Origin of the sequence: Dyadobacter luteus (assembly GCF_003383615.1) — a bacterium.
Taxonomy (GTDB): Bacteria; Bacteroidota; Bacteroidia; order Cytophagales; family Spirosomataceae; genus Dyadobacter; species Dyadobacter luteus.
Genome location: NZ_QNUL01000001.1, coordinates 583,465 through 598,621 on the forward strand (window position 1 = coordinate 583,465; position 15,157 = coordinate 598,621).

Consider the following 15,157-nt stretch of genomic DNA (forward strand, 5'->3'; position numbering starts at 1 on the left):
ATAGGGTTGCTTTTACCATGTAGCTTGAATACAGGTATTTCGATAAAAAATGATAAGAGGTCTTACTTAGGGATTAGATTTCATAGAGTGGAAATAAAGTTTTAACTAATCTAATTGCATCCGCCTGCATTTATAATAATCTGGCCGTCAAATTTTTGATATTCAGCATTGATAGTTTTACAGATTACTTCCAGTTTTTCGTCAAACGACTCTTTTGTAAGCGACGCGCTCAATTCGCATCCTTTCAGCATATCTTCATTAAAGCGGATCGAAATTCCGTAGGATTTCTCTAAATCCCTCAAAACATTTGCAATCGGTTCGGATTCATATTCAAATTGTGGCCGAGTTTGCTTTGATTCCGTAATAATTACCGGTTGTTCGACGAGCCCCTTTTTTAGCTCTTCAGATATAAGTGAGAATACCGCTTGCTGGTTTGGCAAAAGCAGTAAACCGCCTGTGTTTTTATCGGTGCCCAACTGGTTTGTCTGATCTGCTTCTTCCCTAAAGACAGATACTCTCCCTGATAGCACATCCACAAGCACCTTCTTCTCTGTATCATAAGCCCTTACTATAAACTTAGTACCAAGAACCCTTGTAACCAACTCATTTGCATATACAAGAAATGGCCTTCCTGACCTTTTTTTCACCTCAAAAGTTGCCTCCCCGGCTAAGTAAACAATCCTATCTGCTTTATTGAAATCGGGGTTGAAAGCCAATTTGCTACCAGGTGCAAGCTCCACTATAGAGCTGTCGGGCAGAAGGATCATTTGACTTGTGCCTGTGTTGTTTATCCTTTCCACATGCTTTTTGTCTGTATCCGTGACCCTGAGCGAGTAGTAGGTTTTAGCCTCGTTTTTAGTCAGCAATCGTACGAGAAACAGCGCACCAAAGATTAGCAAAACAGCAGCTGCTATCCATTTCCAAGGTCGTAAAGGGATGATGACCTTATGATCTTGTTTCTCATTGTTTGTCTGCTGTATCCTCTGTAAAAGCGATAAGATGGCTTCGTCCGATAGGATATTGGAGGAATAGTTGTACAAGCCCAACTGAATAGATTCCAGCAAATAAACCGCATGGTTCCATTCACTGACGTTTGGAGGAGTCGTATTCAACCACGCCTGCCAATTTTTCGCCGTATCGGAATTTGGATTTAACTGATTAGCTATGAAATCATCATTGCTCAAAAAATCCGCAGCTGAAAAGTGATTGAAATCTGTATTCACGTCTATAAATGAGGCTGATATCACACATAGATGACAGAATTATCAAAAAGTACTCAGTTTAACCCAAAAAAATATAAAAAAAATGAAGTATTGGAAGAATTATCCATTTCTTTAACTGTTCGGTTGCCCGAAAAACAAGGTTTTTTGCAGATTGCGTATTCACATTAAGCATCTCACCAATCTGGTTGTAGTTGAGATTTTCAATAAACCGAAGTCGTATGGCTTCCTGCTGCCGGTTTGGCAGTTTCGCAATCAGCACACGTAATTTTTCTTGTCTCGAATCAGCGAATTCGAGTTCCTCGATTACTTCAAGGTCATTGGTTTCGAAAAAATCGAGTGTTAATTCTGATAAGGGAGTGTATGGTCTTTCCTTCCGCTCCAAAAGGTGCATAACTCTTGTCTTGAGCGCTTTCAGAAGGTAATATTTGACATTGTCCGGAACGCTGAGCCTTTCTCTTTTAACCCAAAGCTCAGTAAACACATCATGTATGCAATCGACTACGAACGCTTCTGAAGTGGTCACCAGACTGGAGCCATAGCGAAACATGTCTTTAACATATTTCATGTAAAGACTGGTATAGGCTTTTTCATCACCCTGCTGAAAAGCTTTCCAAAGATCCTGATCGGTAGATGGCAACAATAGTTTGGCAGATAAGTGTTTTCGAAGCAAAGGACGTATGGATTGAAATTTAACCCTGAAATTCACATTTTCTTGGCGGACTGGAATTTACAGGCAAAAGCAACAGCGATTTAAACCCGCCAACCTATGCCTGTTCAATCGATGAAAGAAATTTGTCCCAATACCACTGCCGCTTCAAAAAATATTCGTCTGAGAAAAAGTCTGGTCTTTTAGTCAAAATCTACCGCAGGAATATCTGCAGGCATCTATCTATCTTAGCAAAAAAGTAATAATATTTCTTTTGTCTTCTCTAGTAACTCAGGCTCAATCGGTACTGCCTCTAACCCCTGAAATGAATCGCGGGTGTGTGAAACAGACGCGAAACAAAAATGGTAATCCTGGAAAAAATTACTGGCAGAACCACGCAGACCATAAGATAAAAATCACATTTGATCCAGTAACCTGTGTCGTTAATGGCAATGTCCAAAACACTATACAAACAATAGTCCGGATACGCTGAGCCGGATTCTGCTGACCCTTTTTCGTAATCCATGACAGAAACAGGCACTGCGCAAGATTCCTGTCAATTCCAGTGACTTAGCAGATGGCCTCAGTATCAGTAAATTTCTGATCGATGGCAAAAAGATCGATAGTGCAAATTTAATTACTAGAGCCACACTGATGACAGTCAGGAAGGTAAAGATATATCCTGGACAAACAATTAAAGTAAACATCGACTACGCATACTCACTCAATCAGGGTTCATTTATACGCACCGGACAGGTTGACGAAGGCGCATTTTTTCTGGCATATTTTTCCTCTCGAATCACCGGCTACGACGATGTGGATAGTTGGAGTGAGTATCCTTACACAGGTCATGATGCGTTTTATAACGACTACGGCAGTTATGATGTAGACATTACTGTGCCGGGAAACTATCAGGTTTGGGCGGCTGGCGATCTGACTAACAGCGACAAGGTCTACAGCCCCAAATTTGTCGAGCGGATACGGCAGGCAGAGAAACAGGATGAGGTTAAAAATACCATTACTCAAACAGATATCACCACGGGAGGAATTACCCTGAACAGTGGTGGGCTAAACACCTGGAAATTTCATGCAGATGATGATACTGATTTCGCCTTCTCGATCAGTAATCACCATATCTGGAAAGCTGCAAGTGTGTTGGTCGACCCGAAAACAGGCAGGGGAACACGGGACCAATTCGGGTAAGCAACTCATTATCTTACTCCCAGGGTGCTTCTTTTACTGTCAATATTGTTTACATCCTTCAACACCAATCAAATGCCTGCCGTGTGGGAAAACTATAATTAAGAGGCAAAATTCGAATAGCTCACCAACAATGATGAGCTACCGTATATAGAGAACTAAAATTGAACAGACTACCTGTACTCTAGCAATGCAGAGGCTTGGCAATCTTTATCAACCTTGAAACGCACCCACCGGGCTGCGAACTCTTTGGGGAAATTAAAGTTGACAGCTTTACCAGGCTCCACGGTGAATTTTTTACTTTCCATCCAAGGCCCATTTCCAACAGGGTCTACTTCCATGGTAAAGTTCACAGCCGACTTGGCATTGTGTGAAAGTTGTAAGGTCTTTTGATCATAAAATCCAATCAAAAAGGGATCTGAAACCTCATTTGCCTTAACCTGTGTGTTGCTTAAAGGCCCGCCGTGGCCGGTTGGCTTGCCGAGTTTCCATAAATCGTCGATTGCACCTGCCCAAACGGCTGCCTTCTGGTCATCTGACAAAATGATATGCTCATTATTTTCCGCCGATTTCGGGTCAATACCCGTCATTACTAGCAGGCCCCGGTAAGATGCGTAATCATTGATGCGCAACTTGTGTGAGCTGACGGGGCGAATCTTAGCAAAACCGTCGGCATTTTCTGCGGGCAGTTCATAAAATGTCCCGTGGCAATTAAACAAATCGCGTTCGGTGGATACTTCCCGGCAAATCCGCAGGGCCCCATCATTGGTAAGACCTGTGAATGCCTTATCGCCTAGCGGCAGACGCCAACGGCGCCCTTTGTCGTCGATTACAAGTACAGATGATTCGTCCACTGTCACAACATTCCTCGGAATAGCAAACTTCTCTTTTATAAAACCATGCGTTTTCAAATCCTGCTTACGGCTCAGGATCATGTTACCGTCAAGCTCATAATACCCCGCGTCGGCCGGTTTTCCGCCCTGATAATTGAGTGCTGCTATGCCTAGCGCGCGCCTGTTCTCTCCTAGCCCATAAAGCAGCCCACCATTCGTTGCTTGATCACTTACAGGACTTAGCCCTGTAAAAATCTTATCAGCAGAAATAGTCCGCTTCTCGCCGGTCTGATAAGAAAAATGCGCTGAGGTATTGGTTGCCTTGTCCGTTCTGATACGGACCCATTCGCCCGTTTCGCCGGCTGCAAACACAATATCTTTTGCCGCTTTCGCGGGGACTTTTACCGTTTTCAGCGTTGTCCAGCTTCCATTGCCTGATTGATCCACTTCAAAGGTAAATGTGACCTGGCTATCGCCATTGTTCTGCACCCATGCTGTTCTATGCAGCCATCCGCTGAACAGCATCGGCTCGGAAACTTCATTGGCTTTCACATTTTCATTTAACCAAACCGCCCCTTCCGAGCTGTTTGGCCCGAGCTCGTCAGGCTTGTTTAAGGAGGTAAACCACAGGTTTGAGTTGGATTGTCCGGGCCCTTCTATGTTGCCTTTTGCTTTCCTCTTGTTCAAAAACTCGCGCTGTGCAGAGTCATCACAGCCAAACACCAGCTGATCGTTCCAGCGTGTATAATCGCCGATCACTTTCAGATAAGCCGTTTTGGGACGGATGCCCGCTGTGTTTTTGGAGGTAAATGTCTCAGGAAACTTCCAGAACATACCGTGCATGGTCATCAAATAATCGGGTTTTCCCACCGCGCCCACGTCACGGATTCGCGGCCATTCAGTGTTCCATCCATGTGCTCCGTCGTAAGCATGGCTGGCTTTGGGAAGGCGAAAAAACGTCCATTTGCCACTGTCACGCACGCCCACAAGCAGGGATTTATGATCCCAGCCCGTAGCCCAGATCGCATCTGTTTCAGGGTTTTTATTGCCATAAATACCGCCTGGCCCGGTTACTTCCACAAATTGATTGCGCCGAACGACTTTCCAGTTTTTACCATCCCATTCAGAAAGTGAGCCGGACTGCACATCAAACTGCTGTTCGGCCTTCTTGCCGGGCTCTCCGTTATTGGAAAAAACTGCCACACCCTGCCCTGAATAGTAGCCCTTTCCATGAGCACCGGGCAATAGGTTGTTGTATTGATAAGGCTGCTGCTCGCCGTCACCTTTAAGGTTTTTGACATTGCCATCCACATATAGCGTCTTCACATCCAGACTTTTTACATCCACCTCATAAAAGCCTTCTTCCATCGTGCCGTAAAGGATTTTCCCAGCCGGATTAGTCAGATGCCTGGCATTGCCCGTGTGACGACCCGGCATTGTTTTGTAAGAAATCGCACGAACCCTACCACCGGCATCGATCGCATAAGGCCCGATAAAAAGCTGGTTGCTTTCTTTGTGGATCATCCGGTTAGCAGGCGTGCCACCAATGCTCTCTGCCCTCACAGTTTGGGTTAGGTCCGAACTGATTTCGTACAACTTATCGTCTGACCCAAACGGTAAATGCGGGGCATAAGTGATCGCCCAAAGTTTGCCCGCCCAGGGCACAACAGCCCCCGTGCCACTTTCGCCGGACCCGTTGTACATCGCCAGATGCGGATAAATACCGCTGAACGAGGGCTTTTTGCTTTGGGCCGTTAATTGAAGAGTTAGAAGTAGTAAAAAAGCTGTAAGCCAAATGTTTGTCTTTTTCATAAATACGATACTGTAATATTAATAACCTATGTTTTGTGTAATGCCGGTATTCACACGCCCTTCTACGGCCGGAATGGGCCATAAATATTGTCGTGTTTTGTCAAAGCTGCGCTGAGCCAGTACTTTAACATCCGCGCCGAAGCTCGTATAATCCGCAATGCCGTCACTATCAAGGGGCGTCACACCCGGAAATGGCCACTTGGCCCTGTTTTGCACGGCCGGGTCTGGCAGACCGATCACCGGGCGCGTCAGCGCTTTTTCTGCAAGTTTCCAGCGGATCAGATCCATGTAACGAAGGCCCTCGCGAGCGAACTCCACACGGCGCTCGCGGCGCAGGATCTGCGTTAATGCAGCTGCATTGACCACGGTGACAGCCGGATAGCCGGCTGTTTGCTGCTCGGTAACCCCATAGGCCCGCGCCCTGACCTGATTAATAGCGCTAAGAACACTGGCATCAATTTCCCCCAAGCCAATTTTTGCTTCTGCGTAGGTAAGAAGGATTTCGGCATAGCGGATAATAATCGCATCATTGTCTTCAACCAGGCGATCAGGCCAGGTCTGGTCAATGCTTTTCTTCCAAAGGAAACCTGTAAAACTGGCAAATGCAGCCACCGCGCGCGTGTCCTTGTTTTGCACTTTCCTATTTTCCTTTGAACTGAAAATGGTGAGTGAATCCGGATGGGGCGTATAGTTGTAGCCAAGCCACTGCGTGTTGAACTCGACCACACTTGCCGTCAGGCGCGGGTCTCGGTTTTTAAATGGGTCTTTGGGCTCGTAGAGTGGCGACTCGTCGATGGGCTTTCCATCAGTGCACTCGTAAGAATCTACGATATCTCTGGTAGGAAGCTGCGCGCCAAATCCGCCGGCATTACGTGATATATTGTCCTGCACATAACCCGCACCGCTGAAAACCTGCTGCTTCTCGTCACGTGGAATAGAGATGATCATCTCTCGGCTACTCTCGCCTGCACGAAGAAAAAGCTGAGCATACGAAGCATGCAAACTGTAATGCCCAGACCCGATAATTGCCAAAGCCGCATCACGGGCCAGCTCCCAATTTTCGGTGTATAATGCGGTGCGCGCCTTGATTGCCAGCGCGGCGCCTTTGGTGAGCCGTTTCGCTTCGGCTCCACCATAACTCGCAGGCAAATTGGCTGCAGCAAAATCCAGCTCGGTGAATACGAAAGTCAAAATCTGAGCCTTAGCCGTGCGCGAGATCCCGTAAGACTCCTGCAGCGTCAGCGGGCCAGTCAGAAAAGGCACATCCCCGAAATGTGTAATCAGACGCGCATACTGATAAGCGCGGATCAGCCGCATCTCCGCCTCCAGGCGCAGCATTACATTGGCAGGTGTGACAGAGGCGGCTTTGTCTTTATTGGCCAGAAACGAATTTGCACGGGCTATAGCTTTGTAGGCATTCAGCCAATAGGTTTGCACGGAAGCATCGTCTGCATTCATCGTGCCACCAATCACAGCATTTGTCAGCTGCCCACGATGCCATTCATTGTCGCTGAACAGTTCATTGTCATTTCCCCAGAAAGCGAGTCTGTAAAGGTCATTCACAGCCAGCTCAAGCTCGGTCTGATTGGAATAGAATCTGCCAGTGGATGCCTCTGAGAGTGGCGCCAGGTCCAGCGTGTGGCAAGAGGACAAGCCCGCCAGCAGAAATATAGGAAGGATGATCTTTTTCATCTTAAATGTATTTTTTAAATGAAGTCTAAAACCGGATCGTAGCACCTGCCATGAAGGTGGAGACAATGGGATAAGAATAGCTGGCAGACTCAGGATCAAGATATTTCGGAAATCTGCTCAAAGAGAGCACATCATTAGCCGAAACATAGAAGCGTAGCGACTGAATGCCTGCTTTTTTCACAGACTGTTGACCCAGCGTGTAGCCCAGCGTAATGTTCTTCAAACGGAAATAACCTCCATTGATTAGCCAGTAATCCGAAAGCGCATAATTCGCTGCGTTCGATGTGCGCGAAAGCCTTGGGTAGCTAGCAGCCAGGTTTTGCTGGGCGGTGTTATTAAGACTCCAGAATTTACCCACCATTTCTGCGGGCATATTTCCAAATGCTTCCGCAAAAGGCTGCACAGCGTCGGTGTTCAGCCTGGAAAGCTTTTTGGCTACCCCCTGGAAGCTTATGCCGAAATCAAAACCCTGATAATCAAAGCGCAGGTTGCCCCCGTAAAGATAACGCGGTAAGGCCCCGCCCAGTAGCACCTTGTCATCCGTTGTGATTTTGCCATCCTGGTTCACGTCCACATAGCGCACGTCTCCAGGTTTGGTAGTCACATTTAGTACAGCAGTACCGGTGATTTCGTCCTGTGTCTGAAACAAGCCATTGGACAGATATCCAAACCATTCGTTGTATTCACTGCCATTGCGGATAATCTGATCACCACGGAATTCAGTGCCTTTCAAGTCTCCCACGGTGGATTTGGCGTCGGAAAGGTTGGCAGAGACAGAGTATCCCAGCTTGCCGGCTTTATCGCGCCAAGCTAGTTCAAGTTCCCAGCCTTTTACATTCAGCACGCCCGCATTCTGGTTGGGCTTGTCATAACCCATATAAAGCGGAATGTCCAGCGGCAGCAGAATGTCTGTCGTTTTCTTCATATAGTAGTCCGCTGCCACACTCAGCCGGTCATTAAGGAAGGCCGCGTCCAGGCCAAAATCAGTAGTGCGGCTTGTTTCCCAGGAGATATTCTCAACCGCATATACCTGCTGGCCGCCACCAGTCAGTGGCACCACGCTGCCATTCTGGTAAAACAATGCATTTGAAAAGTCGATGGTCGCCATATAAGGGTAATAGGCCGGGTTGCCATCTTTATCCAGCAGACGCTCATTGCCCGCTTTGCCCCATGAGCCGCGCACTTTTAAAAACGAAAGCCAGGTATTATCTCTCAGAAAATCTTCTTCAGATATGGTCCAGCCGCCGGACACAGAAGGATAGATTGCTTCCCTGTAAGCAGGTGCAAAGCGTGAAGACAAGTCCGAGCGCAGGTTTGCCTGAATAAAATATTTACTCTTGTAATTGTACTGAAGCCTTCCGAAAACAGAGTGCAGACCCGATTCATTGGCGCTTCCTGAGTTGTCGCGAAGCTCTGTCGAGCCCGAGTTGAGATACGGAAAATCAGTCAGCGCGAAGCCAGAACGCGAGGCGGAAAGACTTTCAAATGACCGGTAATTCTCTTCATATCCAACCAGTACATCAATGTTGTGGCCACCCTTGAAATCCTTCGCATAATTGGCCAGCACCTGCCCGTTCATGGTAATACTCTCCTGCCGGCCTTCACTTAGAACGGTCCTTGCCTGATTGACGATCGTGCTGCTAGTGCCGTCCGGGTTGGTGTAGCGGATCTGTTTTGAGAAATATTTGTTTTTGTCAAGGTCAAAAACCGGGGCGATCAACGCAGTCAGGGTAAGCCCGGCTACGGGTTTATAATTGACTGTGATTCTCCCCCCTATCTGGTTATTGAGCGTTTTGGTAAACCCGCCACCACGCAGCTGGGCGAGCGGATTGCGCCCATCTTTACCCAGCGCCAAACGCCCGTCTGAGTATACATCATCGTAAATCGGCGGCATCACACGCGACTCATAGATGGGGTTAAAGCCATTGCTGGGCAGCTCGTTGGCATTGCCGTTGTTGGTCGTTCTTTTATAGAAGACATCCAGGTTCACTGACGTTTTGCTGTTGACCTGCAAATCGTTGTTGATCCGGAATAAATAACGGTTGTAGGAACGGTTCTCGTAGAACGCCCCTGAATTTGTATAACCCAGCGAAGCTTTGGTCTTGATTTTCCCTGTACCCATCGTGAAGACCAGATCGTGCCGCTGACGTGGCGCGTTACGGCGGGTTAGCAGTGATTTCTGCCAGTTTGTGTTTGGAAACTCGTCGGGATTCACGCGGTTGCTGTCCAGATAATTGTCAATCAGGCCTTGTCCGAACGGGCCTGTGCTTGCGCCATCATTGGTTGTTTGTTCGTTGAAATAGCGCATGTAATCCTGCACGCCCACATATTCGGGCATGGCAGTGGCGCGCTGTACCCCGTATTCATAGGTGTATTCAAGGCTACTTTGGCCTGACTTGGCGCGCTTGGTGGTGACAAGAATCACACCCGCCGCACCTCTTGAACCGTAAATGGAAGCTGATGCGGCATCTTTCAAAACGGTGATGTTCTCCACATCACCAGGATTGACATTGTCTATGCTGCTGACAGGTACACCATCCACGATCACAAGGGGGTTATTGGTGCCAATGGTGGTAATTCCGCGGATTAGAATATTCGAGCCTGCACCCGGAGCGCCGCTGCTGCGGGTTACGGACACACCCGCAATGCTGCCCTGCAAGGCCTCAGAAATCTGTATGGTCTGCCGCCCTGCCACTTCGCGCGAGCCGATAGAGGAAATGGCTCCTGTAAGATCACTCTTTTTTTGGGTGCCATAGCCTACTACCACAACTTCCGATAAAGCATTGTCCTCTGGCTTCAGGGCCACATCGACCTCAGAGCGTGCGCCAACCTGAATTTCCTGACTTTGGTAACCTACGAAAGAAAAAGTAAGTGTGACTGGCCCGGTTTGTGGAACCGCCAGATTGTACTGACCGTCCACGTCAGTCACTGTGCCCTGCTGCTTTCCCTTGATGACGATACTGACCCCGGGAAGACTTTTCGATGCTTCGTCAGTGACTTTGCCTCTGAGCTGACGCGTTTGCGCCTGCGCGGCCCAAGTGCAGCCTAAGAAGAAGAGCAAAAAAAATAGAATTTTTTGTCCCATATTTATTAAGTTTTAGAGATTGATTAACAGGTTTTGAAAAGAATTCAGCCCGGGCATTTATAACTTTGCAAATATATTTTGGATATTTTCTCAGAGAAAAACTGTGGCTAGTCAGATATTTATTCAAAACTTTGGACAACCTAAAATTTTAATATACAGCCCCTTACAGTGATTTTTTTATGGAGAATGAACAAGCAAGATCAACTGCATTTGAGTCCTTGGATCATTGTTGCCGGTTGGTCAGTGAGCTTTACGGCAAGCCAGGCATTGCCCACTGGACCAATAGTGACTATGTGCAGCTGGGATACATTCTTTATAAAAAGACCAAGGTTCAGATCAGCCCCAGCACGTTGAAGCGGATATTTGGAAAGACCAAAACCGGCGAGCGTTATTTTCCCCAGAAAGCCACACGGGATGCACTGGCACATTACCTGGGCTTCAAAGACTGGGAGCATTTTACCTACAGCTCACCGTTTCCAGGCATTACCGAAGACAGACCCGCGCACAAGCCCGTGCAGATGATTTCAGCGCAAGAGCGCGCAGGCTTGCAAACCTCTCACAGGCCACGGGGCATTAGCTGGTGGCTAGCGATGCTGCTGGCGCTAAGTGCGGGCGGATATTATGCCTACTATTTGTTATCAAAAAAAACCGAGATGCCCCTCGTAAAGCTAGAATGTAGTAATCCTGTCGGCAAGAATCCGCATTCAGCTGCGTTTACTGTGCGCGGACTACCGGTCAGTTTTGACGATCATTATTTGATTGAGTTTGGTGATGGCCGCAAAGTGTCAGTTACGGCCGGCGACAGTTTGTACTCGCATTATTACGAAGTGCCCGGGCGGTATCTTGCCGTTTTGAAACGTGGTAGCCAGTCGCTGGATACAGTGTCTGTTTATTTGAAAACGGATGCATGGACGGCAACTGCAGAAATGATGTTTGATACTACGCGCGTTTATCCGGTCAATACTGCTGGTCTGTTCTCAAATGGTAAAAACCGCGTCGACGCTTTGGAAGTATCTAGAGCCGGTGTGGATACCAATAGGACGTTTTTTGTCAAATTTCTCAATACGCAGCAAACTGATATTGATGGCGACAATTTTGATTTGTCGGTTAAGCTGAAGACTTCCGCCGACCGAGCAGGCGTACGATGCTCGCAGGTCAGAGTCATTGTTTTCGGAGAGCAATCCAAACATCTGATCGACGTAATGAAACCAGGCTGCGAACATTGGACGGATATGCAGTTTTCAGAAATTTCAAAACAGGGTGAGTTTAACAAGCTCGATTTTCTAGGCGCAGACTTGCGGGAAGGGGGCATTATAGGGCTGAATGTTGTCAACAAGCGTGCTACGGTAATGATTAACCATAAAAAAGTGTTTGAAACCGCTTATCAAAAGCCTTTAAAAAAAATCTACGGGCTGGGCATTTTCTTTTCTGGTATTGGAGAAATTCAGTCGGTTTCCTTAAAAGATACCCAAACAAATGCAGCCTTTTCAGGTAACTTTTAAGTACATCGTAGAGTATGCAAAACATAAATATTTTCTGTTCTTTCAGCAAAGCAACTTGAAAGCATTCTATTTAGCCGCTCCTTACGAATCGAATTAAGCGGTTTACTTACTAAGTTGTACCGATACAAAAATGAGTGCAAGAGCCTTTCTCTAAGTTTTTGCATCATTTCTTAAAATTCAATTCAGCTGCTGCTAACATTGCATTGACCTTTGGGTGACTTGTAGCCATGAAGGTGGTGCTGAGATATGCGTGGTCTGTTTTCAAGTTATAAATAACGGGTTTGATTGACGGAGGAACTTGAGTTAAGCTATCAACTTATTAATATTCAACAAGTTAATAATTCAAATTTTTCACTACTACACAAATCGCTCACTGGTTAAACTACTTCCAGTAAAAGTTATTCATTGGAGATGCAGGGAGGCGAACCACACTTACAACTCATTGATAATCTAAAACTTTATATACACGCAGAAATCGACTACATCAATAACTCACTGATGTCGTTTTTCAATATCCGAAAAATGCGAATATGTCTAACTTCTGCCATTTCATCACATGAAAACATGAAAGACAGAATTCATACACTTTCTCCTTAGCACTAATTTGACTATATCTTTCCAGTCATCAAATGTTGCCCTAGTTACAAATGCTTTTTTACCAAAACCCTGAAAAAAAATAAGAACTTTAAAGAAAATGAGAAATCCTAACAACTAAATATCAGCTTACAATTGCTTCATTCCAAAGCCCTTTCATGTTAGGCCATCACCCAAAGTCTGGTAGACCCAAACAGAGTCGAAAATAGTATTATACGTGCCGTCAAAAAAAATGTAAGACATATTGTATCAATTGATACAATATGTCTTACATTTGTATCGCTTTAACAATTAAACATATTAGCAATGGCTGGAAGGCAGAAAATATACGATGAAGATGCTGCACTGAACGCCGCTATTGATGTGTTTTGGCAGCAAGGTTATGAAAAAGCATCCTCCCGGGACCTGCAAAAAGCGATGGGGATCGGTTTTAGCAGTTTTTATTTGGCATACAAGGGAGGCAAGCAAGAATTGTTTGCCAAATCCATGCAACGCTTTTTTACCTTGTATCCACAGCCATTTTTAAATCTGCTCAAAACCATCGATAATCCGGTTGAAGCAATCAGGCAGTATTATTATGTGATGACTGAACCCAACGGTAAGTTTAGCCAGTTTGGCTGTTATTTCAGTAATACTATTTTCCAAGCTGATGAAAACGAATTCAAAGATGCTGCGGCCAAAAACCTGGGGCGCATAGCGGATGCCTTTTATGACGCTTTACTGCGTGCTAAAGATGCCGGAACAATCAATCCATCTATTCCAACTGAGCTTTGGAAAACATACCTTTTAAACCTTTGGACAGGATTAAATACGACCAAATCCATTGAAAAGGATCAGTCAATACTTAGGGCAACGATTGATTTCAGTTTGAAGGTTTTCGAGTGAAGCCTTTTTTTTAACCTAAATTGTATCAATTGATACATAATTATAAACTTTAAATAACGAACAAAAATGGGAAAGACAATTTTAATCACAGGCGCGTCATCCGGCTTTGGTTTATTACTTGCAAAGGATCTTCATGATAAGGGTCACATCGTGATCGGTACCAGCCGTACGCCGGAAAAATACGAAGGAAAATTCCCCTTCAAGTTATTTCGACTGGATATTTCAGACGATCAGTCTATTCAGGAATTCACTGAGAAGGTTACCAAACAGGTCACCAAGCTTGATGTACTGGTCAACAACGCCGGATACATGGTTACCGGGATCGCAGAAGAAACACCAGTTGAAATAGGCAGGCAGCAATTTGAGACGAACTTCTGGGGCACAATCAAAGTAACCAATGCTTTGCTGCCAATCTTCAGAAAGCAAAAATCAGGACAAATTATTACCGTCAGTTCCATTGTCGGCCTTATCGGCCCTCCTAACCTGTCCTACTATTTTGCGTCCAAACACGCTATTGAAGGCTATTTTAAATCATTGCGGTTCGAGCTGGATCAGTTTAACATCAAGGTGAGTGTTGTAGAGCCGGTTTGGTTTAAGACTAATCTGAGCCATAATGCCGTATCATCGACAGGGAGTATTGCTGATTACAATCAGTACCGTCCGAAAGTGAACGCCTTCACACAAAAGGGAATTGATTCTGCCGAAGAGCCCACTGCGGTCATCCAGACTATTTCCAGGTTAATTGATGCAAAGGAGCCGAAATTCAGCAACCCGGTTGGCAAGATGACCGGAATGATCCTGTTTCTGCAAAGCTATGCCCACAAGATGTTCGAAGGTTCTGTATTAAAGGATGTACGAAAAGCCAATTAGTAAATAAAATAATCTCAAAATGAAAATCATAAACAAAACAGTATTGATCACTGGCGGTGGGTCAGGTATCGGATACGAAGTGGCAAAATTGCTTAGCGCAGCTGGTAATAAAGTTATACTTGTAGGACGAACAGAAAGCAAAATACAAACAGCAGCGAAAACGCTGGATAACGCTGTTGCGATTCAATGTGATATCAACGATGATGGCGATGTCCGAATGCTGATTAAAACAATCTCAGAACAGTATCCGGAATTAAGTGTTTTGATTAATAATGCAGGCGCCGCCTTTCTGTATGAACACGGAGAAAACGCGGGGGCATTTGAAAAGGCCACGGCCGAATTTGCCACAAACTACTTTTCAGTGATCCGCCTGACAGAGGGTTTGATCCCCGTCTTAAAAGCTCAGCCGGAGGCAGCCATTGTGAACGTAACTTCTATTGCTGCCTTTGCCCCGGGGGCTTATCTGCCTTCCTATGCAGATAGCAAAGCGGCGCTGCGTTCCTACACCTTATCATTAAGACATACCTTTTCGAAAGACACAAACATTAAGGTTTTTGAGCTTATACCTCCTCTGGTGAACACTGAATTTTCAAAGGAAATTGGAGGGAAGCAAAATGGCATGCCTGCAGTTGAAGTTGCAGAAGCCTTGATGGATGGTTTTCAAAATGAAGAATACGAGATTCAGGTGGGCCAAACGGCAGAATTTAGAAAATACTATCTGGCAGATCCTGAGGGAGCACTTGCGATGATGAATCAGGGATGATCAGCGGTATGCGGAAAACCGGGTTTTCTGCATACTTGCTTAAAATAAAAAT

10 protein-coding genes are annotated in these 15,157 nt (G+C 45.8%); 5 read left to right on the plus strand and 5 right to left on the minus strand.

Annotated features, from left to right (window positions below; all coding sequences use genetic code 11):
* Positions 1-110: 110 nt before the first annotated feature.
* Both DSL64_RS02305 and DSL64_RS02310 read right to left on the minus strand, forming a co-directional pair.
* The gene (locus DSL64_RS02305) at positions 111-1,247 is read right to left on the minus strand and encodes a FecR family protein (RefSeq protein WP_147300316.1); all 1,137 of its coding nucleotides are present in this window, start codon (positions 1,245-1,247) and stop codon (positions 111-113) included.
* 34 nt (positions 1,248-1,281) lie between these two features.
* Positions 1,282-1,893, minus strand: coding sequence for an RNA polymerase sigma factor (locus DSL64_RS02310; RefSeq protein ID WP_229216921.1), 612 nt, complete (start codon positions 1,891-1,893; stop codon positions 1,282-1,284).
* A 630-nt stretch (positions 1,894-2,523) separates the two neighbouring features.
* On the opposite strand from DSL64_RS02310, the gene DSL64_RS02320 reads away from it, so the two are divergent.
* The gene (locus DSL64_RS02320; protein ID WP_115829016.1) at positions 2,524-3,072 is read left to right on the plus strand and encodes a gluzincin family metallopeptidase; all 549 of its coding nucleotides are present in this window, start codon (positions 2,524-2,526) and stop codon (positions 3,070-3,072) included.
* A 170-nt stretch (positions 3,073-3,242) separates the two neighbouring features.
* Here DSL64_RS02320 and DSL64_RS02325 read toward each other — a convergent pair whose 3' ends face one another.
* The 3 genes from DSL64_RS02325 to DSL64_RS02335 all read right to left on the minus strand — a co-directional run bounded on the left by DSL64_RS02325 (position 3,243) and on the right by DSL64_RS02335 (position 10,491).
* Positions 3,243-5,714, minus strand: coding sequence for a hypothetical protein (locus DSL64_RS02325; protein WP_115829017.1), 2,472 nt, complete (start codon positions 5,712-5,714; stop codon positions 3,243-3,245).
* An 18-nt stretch (positions 5,715-5,732) separates the two neighbouring features.
* On the minus strand, positions 5,733-7,367 hold the full coding sequence (locus DSL64_RS02330) for a RagB/SusD family nutrient uptake outer membrane protein (protein WP_229216922.1): 1,635 nt from the start codon (positions 7,365-7,367) through the stop codon (positions 5,733-5,735).
* Positions 7,368-7,431: 64 nt separating this feature from the next.
* Complete coding sequence (locus DSL64_RS02335) at positions 7,432-10,491, minus strand: SusC/RagA family TonB-linked outer membrane protein (RefSeq protein ID WP_115829019.1); 3,060 nt, start codon at positions 10,489-10,491, stop codon at positions 7,432-7,434.
* 179 nt (positions 10,492-10,670) lie between these two features.
* On the opposite strand from DSL64_RS02335, the gene DSL64_RS02340 reads away from it, so the two are divergent.
* The 4 genes from DSL64_RS02340 to DSL64_RS02355 all read left to right on the plus strand — a co-directional run bounded on the left by DSL64_RS02340 (position 10,671) and on the right by DSL64_RS02355 (position 15,105).
* Positions 10,671-11,993: a hypothetical protein gene (locus DSL64_RS02340; protein WP_115829020.1), complete on the plus strand. Its 1,323-nt coding sequence runs from the start codon at positions 10,671-10,673 to the stop codon at positions 11,991-11,993.
* Between the two features lie 900 nt (positions 11,994-12,893).
* A complete protein-coding gene (locus tag DSL64_RS02345; RefSeq protein ID WP_115829021.1) occupies positions 12,894-13,472 on the plus strand; it encodes a TetR/AcrR family transcriptional regulator in 579 nt (192 codons plus the stop codon).
* A gap of 66 nt (positions 13,473-13,538) precedes the next feature.
* Positions 13,539-14,342: an SDR family oxidoreductase gene (locus DSL64_RS02350; RefSeq protein ID WP_115829022.1), complete on the plus strand. Its 804-nt coding sequence runs from the start codon at positions 13,539-13,541 to the stop codon at positions 14,340-14,342.
* Positions 14,343-14,361: 19 nt separating this feature from the next.
* On the plus strand, positions 14,362-15,105 hold the full coding sequence (locus DSL64_RS02355; RefSeq protein WP_115829023.1) for an SDR family oxidoreductase: 744 nt from the start codon (positions 14,362-14,364) through the stop codon (positions 15,103-15,105).
* The last annotated feature ends 52 nt before the right edge of the window (positions 15,106-15,157 follow it).